Below are 17,075 nucleotides of genomic sequence, written 5' to 3'. Positions count from 1 at the left end.
GCCCGCTTCCACTGGCCGAGGAGCCGGCCGTCAGAAGACGAAGCCACCGGCCGACGCCCAGTCGAGCGCGAACGTGGGCACGATCCCGAGCACCAACGTGGCGATGGTGCCGACCGCGATCGCCGTCGTGGTGAACACGCCGGGCACCGTCACCGCGGGGCCGTCCGGCGCGGGCTCGCTGAAGTACATCAGCACCACCACGCGCAGGTAGTAGAACGCCGCGATGGCGCTGGCCACCAGGGCGATCACCACCAGCGGCGCCATCCCGTCGGACAGCGCGGCCTCGAACACCGCGAACTTGCCGACGAAGCCGCTGGTCAGCGGGATGCCGGCGAGCGCGAGCAGCAGCACCGTGAACGTCGCGGCGACCAGCGGCGACCGCTTGGCCAGGCCGGCCCATGCCGACAGGTCCGTCGCCTCGCCGCTGGAGTCACGCACCAGCGAGACCACACCGAACGCGGCCAGCGTGGTGAACCCGTAGGCCAGCAGGTAGAACAGCGTGGCCGACAGGCCGTCCTCGGTCAGCGCCATGGCCCCGACGACCAGGAACCCGGCGTGCGCGATGGACGAGTAGGCGATCATCCGCTTCACGTCGCGCTGGGTCAGGCCCAGGATGGCGCCGATGGCCATCGACACCACGGCCACCACCGACAGCACGCTGCGCCACTCCCACGAGGTCGACTCGAAGCTGACAGTCAGCACCCGCAGCAGGCCGCCGAAGGCCGCCACCTTGGTGCAAGCCGCCATGAACGCGGTGACCGGGGTCGGGGCGCCCTGGTAGACGTCCGGGGTCCAGGTGTGGAACGGGCCGACCGAGCCCTTGAACAGCAGCCCGATGGCCAGCAGGCCCAGCCCGGCGAACAGCAGCGTGTCGGACCGGTCGGTGCCCTGCGCCGCGACGGCGATGTCCGCCAGCTTCACCGAGCCCGCGTACCCGTACAGCAAGCCGAGGCCGTACAGGAAGAACGCCGAGGCGAACGCGCCCAGCAGGAAGTACTTGACCGCGGCTTCCTGGGAGATCAGCCGGCGCCGCCGGGCCAGGCCGCACATCAGGTACAGCGGCAGCGACAGCACCTCGAGCGCGATGAACATGGTGAGCAGGTCGTTCGCCGCGCAGAAGGTCATCATGCCGCCGAGCGCGAACAGCGTCAGCGGGAAGACCTCGGTCTGCATGCCGGTGAACGTCTGCTCCTTGGTCAGGGTGTCCGTGCCGCCCGCGGCACCGCCGCGCAGGGCCGCCTTGCTGACGAACGCCCCGCCCGGCTCCACCGACCGGTCGGCGATCAGCAGCAACGCCAGCAGGCCGAGCACCAGCAACGTGCCCCACAGGAACAGTGCCGGGGTGTCCACCGCCAGCGCGCCGGACGATGCCTCCTCGGCACGGAACGTCGTGGTGCTCTCGAAATCACCCGTGACGTACACCGCCAGCGCCACACCCGCGCCGACGACCGACGTCAGGCTCAGCGCGACCTGCGCAGGCCAACGCTGGTTCCGCGGCAGCACGGCCTCCAACAGCACGCCAACCGCGCCGGCGGTGAAGACGATCAACAGCGGCAGCACGGCCGCGACATCGATACTCGGCACGCCCAACGCAGTGGCGGGACCGCCTTGCGCGAGGTCCATCACTCGTTACCTTCCTTCACCGACGGAAACGGTGGGTTGCACCGACGGGGTCACGGTGTCCAGCACCGGCTTCGGATAGACACCGAGCCCGATGATCAACGCGACCAGCGGCACCAGCACGAACAGCTCGCGGCTGCCCACGTCCTTGATGGCCCTGCGGGCCGCGGTTGCGGGCGCCTGCGCGGTGCCCGGGCCGCCCCCGGCGCCGACCAGCGCGTCACCGCGCACCGGGCCCTGCATGATCCGCTGGTACAGCCACAGCACGTAGATGGCCGCCAGGATCATGCCGATGGTCGCCAGCGTCGCGTACACCGGCTGCGCGGCGAACGAGCCGAGCAACACCAGGAACTCGGAGACGAACGCGTTGGTGCCGGGCAGCGACATGGTGGACAGGCCCGCGACGAGCAGGAAGCCCGCCAGCAGCGGGGTCACCTTGCTCATGCCGCCGTAGTCCGGGATCTGCGTCGAGCCGCCGCGCGCGATCACCATGCCGAGGACGAAGATCAGCATGCCGGTGGCCAGGCTGTGGTTGAGCATGTAGGTCACCGAGCCCACCTGCGCCTGCTCGGTGAACGCGAAGATGCCCAGCGCGATGAAGCCGAAGTGGGCGATGGACACGTACGCGACGAACCGCTTCATGTCCGTCTGGCCCGCGGCCACGATCGAGGCGTACAGGATGCCCGCCACGCCCAGCACCAGCACCAGCGGCGCCAGCTCGGCCGAGGCGTCCGGGAACATCGGCAGGCTGTAACGCAGGAAACCGAACGTGCCGACCTTGTCCAGCACGCCGACCAGGAGCACGGTCACCCCGATCGGCGCCTGCCCGGCGGCGTCCGGCAGCCACGTGTGGAACGGCACCAGCGGCGCCTTCACCGCGAAGGCCACGAAGAAGCCCAGGAACAGCCAGGTCTGGGTCTCCAGCGGCGCCTGCGACACCGCCTGGGACAGCGTCTGCCAGTCGAACGTGCCCTGGCCGAGCTCGTCGGCGGCCACCGAGTAGGCGCCGATCGCCGCCGCCAGCATGATCAGGCCGCCGAGGAACGAGTACAGGAAGAACTTGACCGCCGCGTACTGCCGGTTCGAGCCGCCGTAGTTCCCGATGAGGAAGTACATCGGGACGAGCATGACCTCGAACAGCACGTAGAACAGGAAGACGTCGGTGGCGGCGAACACCGCGATGGTCAAGCTCTGCTCGAGCAGGATCAGCGACAGGAACCCGCCGGGCGTGCGGCCCCTGGGCAGCTTGTCGGTGATGCCGAACAGCAGCACGATCATCGGCACCAGCACCGCGATGACCGCGATCATCACCAGCGCGATGCCGTCCACGCCGAACGAGATGTGGATGCCCCACGCCGGGATCCAGTCGATCGACGTGGTCTGTTGCAGCCGCTCGCCGTCCGGGTCGTAGCTCAGCCACAGCGGCACCACCATGGCCAGCGTGACCAGCGAGAAGGCGAACGCGGTGAGCTTGGCGACCCGGCGGTTGTGCCGCAACACGGCGACCGCCGCCGAGCCGATCAGCGGTAGCAGGATGAGTGCGAGCAGCCAGGTCATCCGAACCTCACCATCAACAGGGCGCCGACCAGCGCGAAGCCACCGATCAGCATCGTCAGGGCGTAAGACCGGACGAACCCGGTCTGCAGCCTGCGCAGCCGCCCGGAGCTACCGCCGAGCAGCGCCGCCAGACCGTTCACCAACCCGTCCACGCCACGGTTGTCCACGAACACCAGCGCCCGCGACAGCCAGATGCCTGGGCGGGCGAACAACGCCTCGTTCAGCGCGTTGCCGTACAGGTCCGCGCGTGCTGCCCGGACCACCGCGCTGACCTGCTGCGGCCGCTCCACCGGGACGTCCTTGCGGCCCACGAACAGCCAGGCCAGCAGCACACCGACGGCGGAGATGCCGACCACCAGGAACGGCACCAGCGAGTGGCCGATCACGCCGCCGTGGCTTTCCTGCAGCGCGCCGACCGACGGGGTCAGCCACTCCGCCAGCGTGTCGCCGAGCGCGAGGAACGCACCCGCCCCGACCGAGCCGACCGCCAGCAGGATCATCGGCACGGTCATCACCGGTGGCGACTCGTGCGGGTGGTACTCCTTGCCGTCGGCGGTCTTCAGCTCCTGCCAGCGGGCCTTGCCGAAGAACGTCATCAGCACCAGACGGGTCATGTAGAAGGCGGTGATGCCCGCGCCGAGCAGGGCCGCGCCGCCGAACACCCAGCCGCGCCAGCCTTCCTGGCCGAACGCCGCGGCGATGATGGCGTCCTTGGAGAAGTAGCCCGCGGTGAACGGGAAGCCGATCAGGGCCAGGTAGCCGAGACCGAACGTGACGAACGTGATCGGCATCTTCCGCCACAGGCCACCCATGCGCCGGATGTCCAGCTCGCCGTGCATGCCGTGCGAGACCGACCCGGCGCCGAGGAACAGCCCCGCCTTGAAGAAGCCGTGGGTGAGCAGGTGCATGATGCCCAGCGCGTAGCCGAACGGACCGAGCCCGACGGCCAGCATCATGTACCCGATCTGGCTCACCGTGGAGTAGGCCAGCACCTTCTTGATGTCGTCGTAGGCGCAGCCGATGATCGCGCCGAGCAGCAGGGTGAACGCGCCGACAAGCGCCACCGCCAGCTGCGCGTCCGGGTTCGCGTTGTAGATCGGGGAGGACCGGGCCACCAGGTAGACGCCGGCGGTCACCATGGTCGCCGCGTGGATGAGCGCGGAGACCGGGGTCGGGCCCTCCATCGCGTCCGGCAACCAGGCCTGCAGCGGGAACTGGCCGGACTTGCCGCACGCACCGAGCAGCAACAGCAGGCCGATGGCCAGCACCACGTTCTGGTCCACCTGGCCGATGCCTGCGAAGACCTCGCTGTACTGGGTCGACCCGATGTGCGACCACATCAGGAAGATGGCCAGCGCAAGGCCGACGTCGCCGACCCGGTTCATCACGAACGCCTTCTTGGCCGCGGTGGCCGCCGCCGGCTTGTTCTGGTACCAGCCGATCAGCAGGTAGGAGGCCAGGCCGACGCCTTCCCAGCCCAGGTACAACGTCACGAAGCCGTTGCCGAGCACCAGGATGAGCATCGCCGCGACGAACAGGTTGAAGTACCCGAAGAAGCGGCGACGGCCGGGGTCGTCGGCCATGTAGCCGGTGGCGTAGATGTGGATCAGCGACCCGACGCCGGTGATCAGCAGCACGAAGGCCAGCGACAGCGCGTCGATGCGCAGCCCGAACTCGACCTGCAGGTCGGACACCGGAATCCAGGAGAAGACCGTGGTGTCCTGGGTCGATCCGTCACTGGAGAGGAACAGGATCAGGCCGTACACGAACGACGCGATCACCGTCGCGCAGCCCAGCCAGTGGCCCCAGGCGTCGGTACGTCGCCCACCAGCCAGCAGCACGAGCGCGCCGAACGCGGGGAAGGCGATCAGCAACCACGATGTTTCGATCACGATGCCACTCCGGGAGTCGTCACGCGCGCCCTACGCCAGCACATCGGCAAATCTCCCCACATGATCAGTACTTGAGCAGGTTGGTGTCGTCGACCGAGGCCGACCGGCGGGACTTGAAGATGGCCATGATGATGGCCAGGCCGACCACCACCTCGGCGGCCGCCACCACCATCACGAAGAACGCCATCACCTGGCCGTCGAGCTCGCCGTTGATCCGGGCGAACGTCACCAGCGTCAGGTTCACCGCGTTGAGCATCAGCTCGATGCACATGAACACCACGATGGCGTTGCGCCGCACCAGCACGCCGACCACGCCGATGGTGAACAGCAGCGCGGACAGCAGCAGGTAGTAGGTGGGGGTCATTTCGCCTCCTCCTCACCCGGCGAGCCCTCCCGGCCGGACGAGCCGCTCACCAGCGCCTTGGCCTGCTCGGCCCGCTTGGCGTCCTCGGCCGCGACGGCAAGCCGCTCGTGCTTGGCGATCAGCTGCGCGGCGGTGGTCGACTCGATCAGGTCGGACAGCGACTCGGGCGCCACCCGGCCGTCCGGCAGCAGCGCGGGGGTGGCCACCGAGTTGGAGGTGGCGAACACGCCGGGACCGGGGAACGGCGTCTTGCGCTTGTACTCACCGCGGAAGCGCGCCTCGACCAGTTCCTTCTGGGTCTTCTTCGCGCCTTCGTTGCGGCGGTCGCGGGTGGCCAGCACGATACCGGCCAGCGCGGCCACGATGAGCAAGATCGCGGTGAGCTCGAAGCCGAACAGGTAGTCGGTGAAGATGAGCCTGCCGAGCCCGCCTGCCCCGCCGCCGGTGGGGCTGTTCGGGTCGAGCTGCGGCGCCGGGGTCACGTTGGTCAGTGCCCTGGTCACCCCGGCGACCAGCAGCCCGGCGAAGCCGATGCCGAACAACGCCGCCAGCACCCGCTGGCCGCGCAGCACCTCGACCACCGAGTCGGCGTTCTCCCGTCCGGCCATCATCAGCACGAACAGGAACAGCATCATCACCGCGCCGGTGTAGACGATGATCTGGGTGAAACCCAGAAACGGCGCCGACTGCACCATGTACAGCACGCCGAGGCTGAGCATGCTCAGCACCAGCCACAGCGCCGAGTGCACCGCGCTGCGGCTGAAGATCATGCCGAGGCCGCCCGCCAGCGCGGCGGGACCGAGGATCCAGAACGTGACGGCTTCCCCGGTGGACACCTCGCCGGCGGCTTGCGCCAGCACCATCGAGCTCATTGCGCGCTCACCTCGCTGGACTGCCGGTCCTGGCCGGCCTGCCGAGCCAGCTCAGGCCCCCGCACGTAGTAGTCCTGCTCGTCGTCGCCCAGCCGCATCGGGTGCGGCGGCGCCTCCATGCCCGGCAGCAGCGGGGCGAGCAGGTCCTCCTTGGTGTAGATCAACTTCTGCCGGTCGTCGTCGGCCAGCTCGTAGAAGTTGAGCATGGTCAGCGAGCGGGTCGGGCACGCCTCGATGCACAACCCGCAGCCGATGCAGCGCAGGTAGTTGATCTGGTAGTTCTTGCCGTACCGCTCACCGGGGGAGTAGCGCTCCTCCTCGGTGTTGTCGGCGCCTTCCACGAAGATCGCGTCCGCCGGGCAGGCCCACGCGCACAGCTCGCAGCCGACGCACTTCTCCAGGCCGTCCGGGTGCCGGTTGAGCTGGTGGCGACCGTGGTACCGCGGGGCAGTCGGGTAGAAGACCTCCGGGTACTCCTCGGTGACCACCTTCTTGAACATCGTCGAGAAGGTGACGCCGAAGCCCTTGATCGGATCAAGCATCCCCATCGTCGCTGCCCTCCTTGTCGGCACTGGCCGACGAGCTCGTGGTGCTGGCGGCACCGGCCTTGGCCAGCCGCTTGCGCTTGCGCTCGGCCTTCTCCAGGGCGAGCTGCCGCGGTGTCTTCTCCGGCACTTCCAGGTCCGCGGGCGGCACCGGGAAGCCGCTGCCCGCCAGCGGGATGCGGTCGGTGACCTCGACCTTGCGTTCCGGGATCAGCAGCGTCAGCAGCACGATGAGCAGCACCGCGGCGCCGCCGAAGATCACGATCTCGGTGGAGCCGACGTTGCCGTCGGTGCGCAGCGCCCGCACCCCGGCGATGAGCACCACCCAGGCCAGGCTGACCGGCACCAGCACCTTCCAGCCCAGCCGCATGAACTGGTCGTAGCGGAACCGGGGCAGCGTGCCGCGCAGCCAGATGTAGAAGAACAGGAACGCCAGCATCTTGACGAGGAACCACAGCACCGGCCACCAGCCGGTGTTGAAGTACCCGTCGCCGATCGCCGAGATGGGCCATGGCGCCATGTACCCGCCGAGGAACAGCGTGGCGGCGAAGCCGGACAGCACCACCATGTTCACGTACTCGGCGAGGAAGAACAGCGCGAACTTCAGCGAGCTGTACTCGGTGTGGAAGCCACCGACCAGCTCGGACTCGGCCTCCGGCAGGTCGAACGGCGCCCGGTTGGTCTCGCCGACCATGGCGATCACGAAGATCACGAAGCTGGGGAACAGCAGCAGTGCGAACCAGCCGTTCTGCTGCGCGTCCACGATGTCACCGGTGGACAGCGACTGCGCGTACAGGATGACCGCGACCAGGCTCAGGCCCATCGCGATCTCGTAGCTGATCACCTGGGCCGCCGAGCGCAACGCACCGAGCAGTGGATACGGCGAGCCGGACGCCCAGCCGCCGAGCACGATGCCGTACACGCCGACGGCCGAGCAGGCCAGCACCACCAGCACACCCACCGGGAGGTCAACCAGCTGCAGGTAGGTCTCCTCGCCGAAGATCGTCACCTTCGGGCCGAACGGCAGCACGGCGAAGCCGACGAACGCCGTGGTGGACGAGATGACCGGGGCCAGCCAGTAGACCTTGCGGTCGGCGCCGTCCGGGATGATCTCCTCGACGAACGCCAGCTTCAGGCCGTCGGCGAGCGACTGCAGCCAGCCGCCCGGCCCGACCCGGTTGGGGCCGACGCGGTGCTGCATCCGGGCGACGACCTTGCGCTCCCAGTTGATCATGAACAGGGTCATCACCACGCCGAAGGCGAACAGCACGACCACCTTCAGCAGCACCAGCCACCAGGGGTCGTCGGCCAGCACTTCGGCGCGCGATGCCTCCTGCTGCGCCTGCGCCAGGAACAGCGTGCTCACGCCGCACCTCCCGTTTCACCGGCGGGACCTTCCGCGGATTCGGCACCGGCGGCGGTGCCCGCGCTCAGCTGCACCAGGCCGCCGTGTCCGACACCGAGCGCCTCGTACACGCCCACGGGCGAGCGGGACGGCACCCACACCACGTCGTCGGGCAGGTCGGCGATCTCCGCGGGGAAGCTCAGCTCGCCGCGCTCGGTGCGGATCGTCGCCGGCTCGCCCGGGACGATGCCGTGCCGCTGCGCGGTCGCCTCGTTCAGCCGCAGCACGGCAGGACGCGCGGTACCCGCCAGGTGCGGCTCCTCAACCTGCAGCGACCCGTTGTCGATCAGCTGCCGCCAGGTGGACAGCTTCACGTGGCCGTTCGTCTCGGCCTTCGCCTGCTCGGCCTCGGGGGCGGCCTCGACGGGCGTGGCCGCCGGGCGGGTGACCGAGTTCGCCGCCCGGTCGAAGTCCGCCCGCGCCGCCTTCGGGGTCTGGGTGAACAGGTCGACATCCATCTCGACCGCCAGGGTGTCCAGCACCCGGCAGTCCGGCACCGCGCCGGTGTTCTGCAGCGTGACCTCGAACGGCCGGTCACGGCCCTCCCAGTTGCGGAACGTGCCAGCCTTCTCCGCGGTCGGGGCGATCGGCAGCACCACGTCGGCCCGCTCGGTGACGGCCGACGGGCGCATCTCCAGGCTCAGCACGAAGCCGACCTTGTCCAGCGCTTCGCGCGCCGCCCGCGGGTCGGGCAGGTCGTCCGGGTCGACACCGCCGACCACCAGCGCGTCCAGCTCGCCTGCGGCGGCAGCGGCCAGGATGCCCGCGGTGTCCCGGCCCGGCTCGGCAGGCAGCGAGCCCTCCGGCAGCCGCCACAGCTTCTCCAGCGCGGCACGGGCCCCGGCGTCGGTGACCGGCGCGCCACCGGGCAGCAGCGTCGGCACCGCACCGGCGTCCAGCGCACCACGCTCACCCGCCCGGCGCGGAATCCACGCCACGCGGGCGCCGGTGCGTTCGGCCAGCCGCTGCACCGCGGCGAACAGCCCGGGCATGGTGGCCGCCCGCTCGCCGACCAGGATGACCGCGCCCTCGGCGGACAGCGCCTCGACGATGTCCTTGGCGTGCTCGGCGATCCCGTCGAGCGCGGCGGCCTCGCCGCCGGGCTCACAGGCCAGCAGCTCGCCGGAGGTCTTGCGCACCGACGAGGTGGTCCACTGCCCGACGAAAGCCACCCGGGTGCCCATCTTGCGGGCCGCCTTGCGCAGCCGCAGGAACACGATCGGCGCCTCGTCCTCCGGCTCGAAGGCCACGCACAGCACGATCGGCGCCTTCTCCAGCGACGCGAAGCTGACGTGCTCCGGGGTGGTGCCGGCCACCTGCGCAGCCAAGAACTGCAGCTCCTCGGCGGAGTGCGCGCGAGCGCGGAAGTCGATGTCGTTGGTGCGCGCGGCGACGCGGGCGAACTTCTGGTACGCGTAGGCGTCTTCCAGCGTCAGGCGGCCACCGGTCAGCACACCGATGCCCTTGCCGTCCCGCGCCTTCAGCAGCGCCTCCGCGGCCAGCCGCATGGCCTCAGGCCACGACGCCTCGTGCAGCTCGCCGTCCTCCCCGCGCACCAGCGGCTTGCGGATCCGGTCCCGCGCCGTGGTGTAGCGGAAGGCGAACCGGCCCTTGTCGCAGATCCACTCCTCGTTGACGTCCGGATCGTCGCCGGCCAGCTTCCGCATGATGCGGCCGCGGCGGAAGTCGGTGCGCTCCGCGCAGCCGGACGAGCAGTGCTCGCAGACGCTGGGCGAGGACACCAGGTCGAACGGCCGGGACCGGAACCGGTACTGCGCCGAGGTCAGCGCGCCCACCGGGCAGATCTGGATGGTGTTGCCGGAGAAGTACGACTGGAACGGCGTGCCGTCCGGGGTGTGCGACGCCGACTTCTCCAGCTCGGCGGTCTCCGACGTGCCGATCTGCTGCTGCGCCCCGCGCTCCAGCAGGTCGATGAACGGGTCGCCGGCGATCTGCTGGGAGAACCGGGTGCAGCGCTGGCACAGCACGCAGCGCTCCCGGTCCAGCAGGATCTGCGTGGAGATCTTCAGCGGCTTGGGGAACGTGCGCTTGCGGTCGACGAACCGGGAGTCGGTGCGGCCGTGCGCCATCGCCTGGTTCTGCAGCGGGCACTCGCCGCCCTTGTCGCAGATCGGGCAGTCCAGCGGGTGGTTGATGAGCAGCAGCTCCATCACACCCTTTTGCGCCTTGTCCGCCACCGGGGAGGTCAGCTGGGTCTTGACCTCCATGCCGTCGGCGACCGTGATGGTGCACGACGCCTGCGGCTTGGGCATGGGCCGCCCGCCCATGGACACCTCGACCAGGCACTGGCGGCAGGCGCCCGCCGGGTCGAGCAGCGGGTGGTCGCAGAACCGCGGGATGACGATGCCCATCCGCTCGGCGGTGCGGATGACCAGCTCACCCTTCGGTGCGATGACCTCCTGGCCGTCGATCGTCAGCCGCACGTGCCCCTCGGGCACCTCGGTCTGCGCCGTCTCGGAAGGCTTCTGGTGCGCAAGTGTCATGCCGAGGCTCCCACCAGCTCGCGCTTGTTGGCTTCACACAGCGCCACGAACTCGTCCCGGAAGTACTTGATGCCGCTCTGGATCGGGCTCACCGCGCCGTCACCGAGCGCGCAGAACGAACGGCCGAGGATGTTGTCGCAGACGTCGAGCATGGTCTCGATGTCCTCTTCGGTGCCCCGGCCCTCGACCAGCCGCTCCAGGATCTGGGCCAGCCAATAGGTGCCCTCCCGGCACGGCGTGCACTTGCCGCAGGACTCGTGCTCGTAGAACTTGGTCCACTTCATCACCGCCCACGGCACCGACACGGTCTCGTTGAACACCATCACCGCGGTGGTGCCCAGCATCGACCCGGCCTCGGCGGCGCCTTCGAAGTCCAGCGGCACGTCCAGGTGGGCGGCGGTCAGCAGCGGCGTGGACGACCCGCCGGGGGTCCAGAACTTCAGCGGGATGCCGTCCTTCATGCCGCCCGCCATCTCCAGCAGCTGGCGCAGCGTGGTGCCCAGCGGGGCCTCGTACTGACCGGGCCGTTCGACGTGCCCGGAGATCGAGTAGATCTTCGGGCCGGGCGACTTCTCGGTGCCCATGGAGCGGAACCAGTCCGCGCCGCCGTTGATGATGTACGGCACGGTGGCGATGGTCTCCACGTTGTTCACCGTGGTCGGCTTGGCGTACAGGCCGGCGGCGGCCGGGAACGGCGGCTTGAGCCGCGGCTGCCCGCGGCGGCCCTCCAGGGAGTCCAGCAGCGCCGTCTCCTCGCCGCAGATGTACGCGCCGGCTCCTGCGTGCACGGTGATGTCCAGGTCGAAGCCGCTGTCCAGGATGTTCTTGCCCAGGTACCCGGCGGCGTAGGCCTCCCGGATCGCGCTGTTCAGCCTGCGGATGCAGTGCAGCGCCTCACCGCGCACGTAGATAAAGCAGCGGTGCGCGCGCATCGCGTAGGAGGCGATGATGCACCCCTCGATGAGCGAGTGCGGGTCCGCCATCATCAGCGGGACGTCCTTGCACGTGCCCGGCTCGCCCTCGTCGGCGTTGATCACCAGGTAGTGCGGCTTGTCCTCGTTCTGCGGCATGAACGACCACTTCACGCCCGCCGGGAAGCCCGCGCCGCCGCGGCCGCGCAGGCCGGCCTCCTTGACCAGCTCGACGATCTCCTCCGGCGTCATGCGCAGCGCCTTGCGGATCGCGGTGTAGCCCTCGAGCTGCTCGTAGGTGGCCAGCCGCCACGACTTCGGGGACAGCCAGCGCTTGGTCAGCACCGGCGTGAGCGGGTCGGTCTTGGACGCTGTGTCAGCCACGCGATCCCTCCTCCGGCATCGGGGGCGCGATCCAGCCGCGCTCCTGGGCCAACGCCGCACCGCGCAGGGTCTCCTCGGCGGCCGACGGCCCGTCCACATCCGCAGCGAACCGCTCCTCGTCCTCCGGGAAGAACCCGGCCAGCTGCAGTTCGGCGGTCTTGAAGTCGGTCAGCTCGGCGCCCCGGGTCGGCTTGGGCCGTTCCCCGTTGCGCAGCTTGTCGACCAGTTCGACGGCGGACTCGACGGTCTGCTTGTCGAAGTACTCGTAGTTGACCTGGATGACCGGGGCCAGGTCGCACGCCGCCAGGCACTCGGCGTGCTCGAGCGTGATCGAGCCCGGCTCGCCCGGCTCACCGGCGGTCTCCTCGTGGCCGACGCCGAGGTGCTCGCTGAGCTTCTTGTAGATGGCGTCACCGCCCATCGCCGCGCACAGCGTGTTGGTGCACACGCTGACCAGGTGCTCACCGCACGGGCGGCGCTTGTACATGGTGTAGAAGGTCGCGACCGCGGACACTTCGGCCTCGGTCAGGCCGAGCTGCTCGGCGCAGAAGGCGATGCCCTCGCGGCTGACGTAGCCCTGCACCGACTGCACCAGGTGCAGCATGGGCAGCAGGGCCGAACGGGACTCGGGATAGCGCCCCTTGAGCTCCTGCGCCTTGGCGACGATGTCGTCGCCGAAAACCGTCTCGGGTGCCTGAGTCACCGGTCACAGCCTCCCATCACCGGGTCCAGCGAAGCCACGGCGGCGATGATGTCGGCGACCATCCCGCCCTCGGTCATCGCAGGCATGGCCTGCAGGTTGACGAAGCTCGGTTCGCGCACGTGCACGCGCAGCGGACGCGTGCCGCCGTCGGAGACCATGTGGTAGCCCAGTTCGCCGCGCGGGGACTCCACCGGGGAGTACACCTGGCCGGGCGGCACCTGGAAGCCCTCGGTGACCAGCTTGAAGTGGTGGATCAGCGACTCCATCGACTGGCCCATGATCTTGCGGACGTGCTCGAGCGAGTTGCCCATGCCGTCCGAGCCGATGGACAGCTGCGCAGGCCAGGCGATCTTGCGGTCCTCCACCATCACCGGGCCCGGCTCCTTCAGCCGCTCGGCGGCCTGCCGGATGATGCGCAGCGACTGGTGCATCTCCTCCACCCGGATCAGGTACCGGGCGTAGCAGTCGGCCGCGGTGTCGGTGGGCACCTCGAAGTCGTAGGTCTCGTAGCCGAGGTACGGCTCGGTCTTGCGCAGGTCCCACGGCAGTCCGGCGGAGCGCAGCACCGGGCCGGTGATACCGAGCGCCAGGCAGGCGTCCACCGGCAGGTAGCCGATGCCCTTGAGCCGGTTCTGCCAGATCGGCTGGCCGGTGAGCAGCCGGTCGTACTCCGGCAGCCGCTTGTCCATGACCTTGCAGAAGTCGAGGATCTTCTCGACCGCGTCCTCCGGCACGTCCTGCGCCACCCCGCCGGGCCGGATGAACGCGTGGTTCATCCGCAGACCGGTCAGGTACTCCAGCAGGTGCAGCACCTCTTCCCGCTCGCGGAAACCGGCGGTCATGCCGGTCAGCGCGCCCAGCTCCATACCGCCGGTGGCGATGGCCACCAGGTGCGAGCCGATCCGGTTGATCTCCATCAGCAGCACCCGGATGACCTGGGCCCGCTGCGGCGCCTCGATGCCGAGCAGCCGCTCCACGCCCATGCAGTAGGCCGCCTCGTTGAACAGCGGGGACAGGTAGTCCATGCGCGTCACGAACGTGACGCCCTGGGTCCAGGTGCGGTACTCGACGTTCTTCTCGATGCCGGTGTGCAGGTAGCCGACGACCGAACGCAGGTCGGTGACCGTCTCGCCTTCCAGCTCGACGATCAGCCGCAGCACGCCGTGCGTGGACGGGTGCTGCGGGCCGAGGTTCATGATGATCTTCTCGTCACCGCTGACGTCGGCCATCACCTCGTCCCAGTCGCCGCCGGTGACGGTGTAGACCCGGCCCTCGGTGGTCTCCCTGGACGGGGCGTAGGGGTCGCTGGTGCTGCCACGCTCGGTGGTGTCGGTACCGGTGGTGACGTCGCTGAGCCGCTGGGCGCCGTGCGTCGTCTTCTCCGTCATGAGTACGCCCTCCGCTGGTCGGGCGGCGGAATCTCGGCGCCCTTGTACTCCACCGGGATCCCGCCGAGCGGGTAGTCCTTGCGCTGCGGAAAGCCGTCCCAGTCGTCCGGCATCAGGATTCGGGTCAGCGCCGGGTGGCCGTCGAAGACGATGCCGAACATGTCGTAGGTCTCGCGCTCCTGCCAGTCGGCCGTCGGGTAGACCTCGACGATGGACGGCACGTGCGGGTCGTCGACGTCCAGCGCGACCTCCAGGCGGATCCGCCGCCGGTAGGTCATCGACGTCAGGTGGTAGACCACGTGCAGCCGCTGGGGGACGTCCACGCCGTAGTCGACGCCGGAGACCGAGCTGCACAGCTCGAACCGCAGGCCCTCGTCGTCGCGCAGCACGCGGCAGACGTCCACAATGGCTTCGCGCTTGACGTAGAAGGTGATCTCGTTCCGGTCGACCGTGGTCTGCTGAATCACCGACGGGTCGATGCCCGCGTCGTTGAGCGCGGCGTAGAACTCGTCGGCGAACGCGTCGAACCAGCCGCCGTAGGGGCGCTCGGACGCCGGCGGGGTGTAGGCGGGCAGGCGCAGGCCTCCGTAGCCCGACGTGTCACCGGTTCCTTGCACGCCGAACATGCCGCGGCGCTCGCGGCCCGCGACGATCGCGCGTGCGGGTTCTGCCCCACGCGGCTCCAGCCCGGCGCCCGGCCGGTCGGCGGACGAGCCCGCGGTGCCCGGCTGGGGGTCGGTGTTGGCGGCAGCCTCGGCCGACTGCTGCTGTGGTGGTGGGGTGGCGTCAGATTCGGGCTTGTCGGTCACGGCGTCATTGCTCCAGCAATTCCAGCGGGATCGTGCTGCGGCGCTTGCCTTCCCGCTCGTTCGGCGGGATGGCGGCTTCCCGCTCCTTGCGGTCCTTCTTGCGCGCGTACCGCAGCGAGGACGGCGGCAGCGCCAGCTCTTCACCGCGTTCGGCCTTGAGCCTGGCCCGCGCCGGGCCGAGCGGCTCGTGCTTGATCTTCTCGTGGATCTTCAGGATCGCGTCGATCAGCATCTCCGGCCGGGGCGGGCAGCCAGGGAGGTACATGTCGACCGGGACGATGTGGTCGACGCCCTGGACGATCGCGTAGTTGTTGAACATGCCCCCGCTCGAGGCACACACGCCCATGGCCAGCACCCACTTCGGCTCGGCCATCTGGTCGTAGATCTGCCGCAGCACCGGGGCCATCTTCTGGCTCACCCGGCCTGCGACGATCATCAGGTCGGCCTGCCGGGGCGAAGCGCGGAAGACCTCCATGCCGAACCGGCTCAGGTCGTAGCGCGGCGCGCCGGTGGTCATCATCTCGATGGCGCAGCAGGCCAGGCCGAACGTGGCGGGCCACAGCGACGAGCGGCGCGCCCAGTTGGCCAGCTTCTCCACACTGGCCAGCAGGACGCCGCTGGGCAGCTTTTCCTCTAGTCCCATTCCAGACCGCCCCTCGCCCACTCGTAGACGTACGGGATGGTGATCGCGACGATGAAGATCGTGACCGCGATGAACCCGAACATGCCCACCGCGTCAGCGGCCACGGCGTACGGGTAGAGGAACACCATCTCGATGTCGAACAGGATGAACAGCATCCCGGTCAGGTAGAACTTGACCGGGATCCGGCCGCCACCGGCCACCGGCTGCGGCGACGGTTCGATTCCGCACTCGTACGGCTGCAGCTTCTGCCTGTTGTAGCGCTTCGGGCCGACCAGCGGAGCGATCGTCACGGAGAAGACCGCGAAACCGAAGGACAACAGAAGCAGCAACACCAGCGGCAGGTAGGTACCAAGTCCGCTTGCCGCGGTCGCCGTGTCCGGCATGACGACTCCGTCCTTCCTCGACACGCTTGTGAAATTCTTCACGAGCGTGTCCGCTCGCGTTGTGAAGGTCTTCACAAACGGCTGTAGAGGCAGTGTAGGACGACCATAACTCTTCTGTCGCCCGGGTATCCCGTGGGTCCCCCGGTCTTGCCCTCATGATCATCGGCGGGCTTCTGAACAGGGAAAACGGCGGATCGGTCGCGGGTCGGCAGATACCCGGGGCAGTGTGGGCCCACCGGACGGTCGCACGGTCCAGACCTCGTGGAACGGTGTCGCCAGCGGCCACGACGGCCGTGCTCCGGGGCTGCCGAGGAGCGGGCAGCGAGTGGATGGGGTGCGCAGACTCACACGGGCTGGGGATCCGACTGCCGCAGGCGGGCGCCAGAACGCTCGTGGGCAACTCGCTGCGATGCCCGATCTCCCGCTGCGATCCACGCCGGGCCAGGCGGCGTGAACGCGGCACGGAGCAACCGGTCATCGAGGCCGGCTTGGGCATCGAGGGCTGGGCGGCGTGCGGTGGGAGACGAACCGACCCACCCGCCGTCCACTGCTGCGTCACGGGCGGCTCGAGTTTGCGTCGGCTGGTCGGCCGGGTGGGTCTCGGCCGTGACCGGTCCCGGGAGCCCGTTGGCTGCCGTCTGGGCCGACCGCTCGCCAGGTCGCTGAGCCGTCGTGCCCGGCCAGGGGGAGCCTGCCTGTCTTCTCGTGTTCGGTCGTGGCCGACCCGGGAGACCGCGCTCCTTGTGTTCGGTGGCAGCCCGGGGCGGGAGACACGCCCACCCCGCGTTCAGTGGGAGCCCGGGTCGGAAGACACGCCCACCCCGCGTTCAGTGGCAGCCCGGGGCGGGGCACACGCCCACCCCGCGTTCAGTGGCGACCTGAGGCGGGAGTCCACACCGCCCGGCGTCCGACTGCGACCCACCCCCGAGAAGCCCCGCCAGCCCATGCCCGATGACGACACGGGCCGAAGAATCACGCCGCCCTCTGCCCGGCTGAGAACACGATCACAGGAAGTCCACACCTGGCCCGCGTTAGATGGGCGCCCCGGATCGGGAGAACACACGCCCGTGTTCGGTGGCGGCCCGGGGCGGGAGA

The 17,075-nt window shown here is 69.5% G+C and carries 14 protein-coding genes; all 14 read right to left on the bottom strand.

The genetic code is table 11. The annotated features are described in order from the left end of the window. Window positions 1–30 precede the first annotated feature (30 nt). A complete protein-coding gene (nuoN, locus tag CXP56_RS04200; RefSeq protein ID WP_038044657.1) occupies window positions 31–1,623 on the bottom strand; it encodes an NADH-quinone oxidoreductase subunit NuoN in 1,593 nt (530 codons plus the stop codon). Window positions 1,624–1,629: 6 nt separating this feature from the next. Further along, the gene (locus CXP56_RS04195) at window positions 1,630–3,177 is read right to left on the bottom strand and encodes an NADH-quinone oxidoreductase subunit M (RefSeq protein WP_028846897.1); all 1,548 of its coding nucleotides are present in this window, start codon (window positions 3,175–3,177) and stop codon (window positions 1,630–1,632) included. Further along, complete coding sequence (gene nuoL / locus CXP56_RS04190; RefSeq protein ID WP_028846898.1) at window positions 3,174–5,069, bottom strand: NADH-quinone oxidoreductase subunit L; 1,896 nt, start codon at window positions 5,067–5,069, stop codon at window positions 3,174–3,176. Before nuoL ends, CXP56_RS04195 begins: the two co-directional genes overlap by 4 nt. Window positions 5,070–5,133: 64 nt before the next feature. After that, window positions 5,134–5,433 (bottom strand): NADH-quinone oxidoreductase subunit NuoK, encoded by a 300-nt coding sequence (nuoK, locus tag CXP56_RS04185; protein WP_028846899.1) that lies wholly within the window; start codon window positions 5,431–5,433, stop codon window positions 5,134–5,136. Beyond that, on the bottom strand, window positions 5,430–6,305 hold the full coding sequence (locus CXP56_RS04180) for an NADH-quinone oxidoreductase subunit J (RefSeq protein WP_286899914.1): 876 nt from the start codon (window positions 6,303–6,305) through the stop codon (window positions 5,430–5,432). Before CXP56_RS04180 ends, nuoK begins: the two co-directional genes overlap by 4 nt. Continuing rightward, window positions 6,302–6,853 (bottom strand): NADH-quinone oxidoreductase subunit NuoI, encoded by a 552-nt coding sequence (gene nuoI / locus CXP56_RS04175; RefSeq protein ID WP_028846900.1) that lies wholly within the window; start codon window positions 6,851–6,853, stop codon window positions 6,302–6,304. The genes CXP56_RS04180 and nuoI overlap by 4 nt, the downstream gene beginning before the upstream one ends. Then, window positions 6,840–8,216, bottom strand: coding sequence for an NADH-quinone oxidoreductase subunit NuoH (nuoH, locus tag CXP56_RS04170; protein WP_028846901.1), 1,377 nt, complete (start codon window positions 8,214–8,216; stop codon window positions 6,840–6,842). The genes nuoI and nuoH overlap by 14 nt, the downstream gene beginning before the upstream one ends. Then, a complete protein-coding gene (locus CXP56_RS04165) occupies window positions 8,213–10,759 on the bottom strand; it encodes an NADH-quinone oxidoreductase subunit G (protein WP_286899911.1) in 2,547 nt (848 codons plus the stop codon). The genes nuoH and CXP56_RS04165 overlap by 4 nt, the downstream gene beginning before the upstream one ends. Beyond that, a complete protein-coding gene (gene nuoF, locus CXP56_RS04160) occupies window positions 10,756–12,054 on the bottom strand; it encodes an NADH-quinone oxidoreductase subunit NuoF (protein WP_028846902.1) in 1,299 nt (432 codons plus the stop codon). The genes CXP56_RS04165 and nuoF overlap by 4 nt, the downstream gene beginning before the upstream one ends. Then, on the bottom strand, window positions 12,047–12,757 hold the full coding sequence (gene nuoE, locus CXP56_RS04155; RefSeq protein WP_028846903.1) for an NADH-quinone oxidoreductase subunit NuoE: 711 nt from the start codon (window positions 12,755–12,757) through the stop codon (window positions 12,047–12,049). Before nuoE ends, nuoF begins: the two co-directional genes overlap by 8 nt. Further along, on the bottom strand, window positions 12,754–14,145 hold the full coding sequence (locus CXP56_RS04150; protein ID WP_286899906.1) for an NADH-quinone oxidoreductase subunit D: 1,392 nt from the start codon (window positions 14,143–14,145) through the stop codon (window positions 12,754–12,756). The genes nuoE and CXP56_RS04150 overlap by 4 nt, the downstream gene beginning before the upstream one ends. After that, window positions 14,142–14,831, bottom strand: coding sequence for an NADH-quinone oxidoreductase subunit C (locus tag CXP56_RS04145; RefSeq protein ID WP_051309998.1), 690 nt, complete (start codon window positions 14,829–14,831; stop codon window positions 14,142–14,144). The genes CXP56_RS04150 and CXP56_RS04145 overlap by 4 nt, the downstream gene beginning before the upstream one ends. Before the next feature lie 127 nt (window positions 14,832–14,958). Then, a complete protein-coding gene (locus CXP56_RS04140; RefSeq protein WP_084609049.1) occupies window positions 14,959–15,597 on the bottom strand; it encodes a NuoB/complex I 20 kDa subunit family protein in 639 nt (212 codons plus the stop codon). Further along, on the bottom strand, window positions 15,588–15,980 hold the full coding sequence (locus tag CXP56_RS04135) for an NADH-quinone oxidoreductase subunit A (protein ID WP_028846905.1): 393 nt from the start codon (window positions 15,978–15,980) through the stop codon (window positions 15,588–15,590). Before CXP56_RS04135 ends, CXP56_RS04140 begins: the two co-directional genes overlap by 10 nt. Window positions 15,981–17,075: the final 1,095 nt, after the last annotated feature.

Origin of the sequence: Thermocrispum sp. (assembly GCF_002919275.1) — a bacterium.
GTDB lineage: Bacteria > Actinomycetota > Actinomycetes > Mycobacteriales > Pseudonocardiaceae > Thermocrispum > Thermocrispum agreste.
The sequence above is the reverse complement of the archived record's forward strand: the minus strand, read 5'-3'. Positions and strand labels throughout refer to the sequence as shown.

What these genes read in the sequence shown, in the direction of transcription:
- nuoN (WP_038044657.1), bottom strand. Translation starts at nt 1,623, where the DNA reads ATGGACCTCGCGCAAGGCGGTCCCGCCACTGCGTTGGGCGTGCCGAGT.
- CXP56_RS04195 (WP_028846897.1), bottom strand. Translation starts at nt 3,177, where the DNA reads ATGACCTGGCTGCTCGCACTCATCCTGCTACCGCTGATCGGCTCGGCG.
- nuoK (WP_028846899.1), bottom strand. Translation starts at nt 5,433, where the DNA reads ATGACCCCCACCTACTACCTGCTGCTGTCCGCGCTGCTGTTCACCATC.
- CXP56_RS04180 (WP_286899914.1), bottom strand. Translation starts at nt 6,305, where the DNA reads ATGAGCTCGATGGTGCTGGCGCAAGCCGCCGGCGAGGTGTCCACCGGG.
- nuoI (WP_028846900.1), bottom strand. Translation starts at nt 6,853, where the DNA reads ATGGGGATGCTTGATCCGATCAAGGGCTTCGGCGTCACCTTCTCGACG.
- CXP56_RS04165 (WP_286899911.1), bottom strand. Translation starts at nt 10,759, where the DNA reads ATGACACTTGCGCACCAGAAGCCTTCCGAGACGGCGCAGACCGAGGTG.
- CXP56_RS04150 (WP_286899906.1), bottom strand. Translation starts at nt 14,145, where the DNA reads ATGACGGAGAAGACGACGCACGGCGCCCAGCGGCTCAGCGACGTCACC.
- CXP56_RS04140 (WP_084609049.1), bottom strand. Translation starts at nt 15,597, where the DNA reads ATGGGACTAGAGGAAAAGCTGCCCAGCGGCGTCCTGCTGGCCAGTGTG.
- CXP56_RS04135 (WP_028846905.1), bottom strand. Translation starts at nt 15,980, where the DNA reads ATGCCGGACACGGCGACCGCGGCAAGCGGACTTGGTACCTACCTGCCG.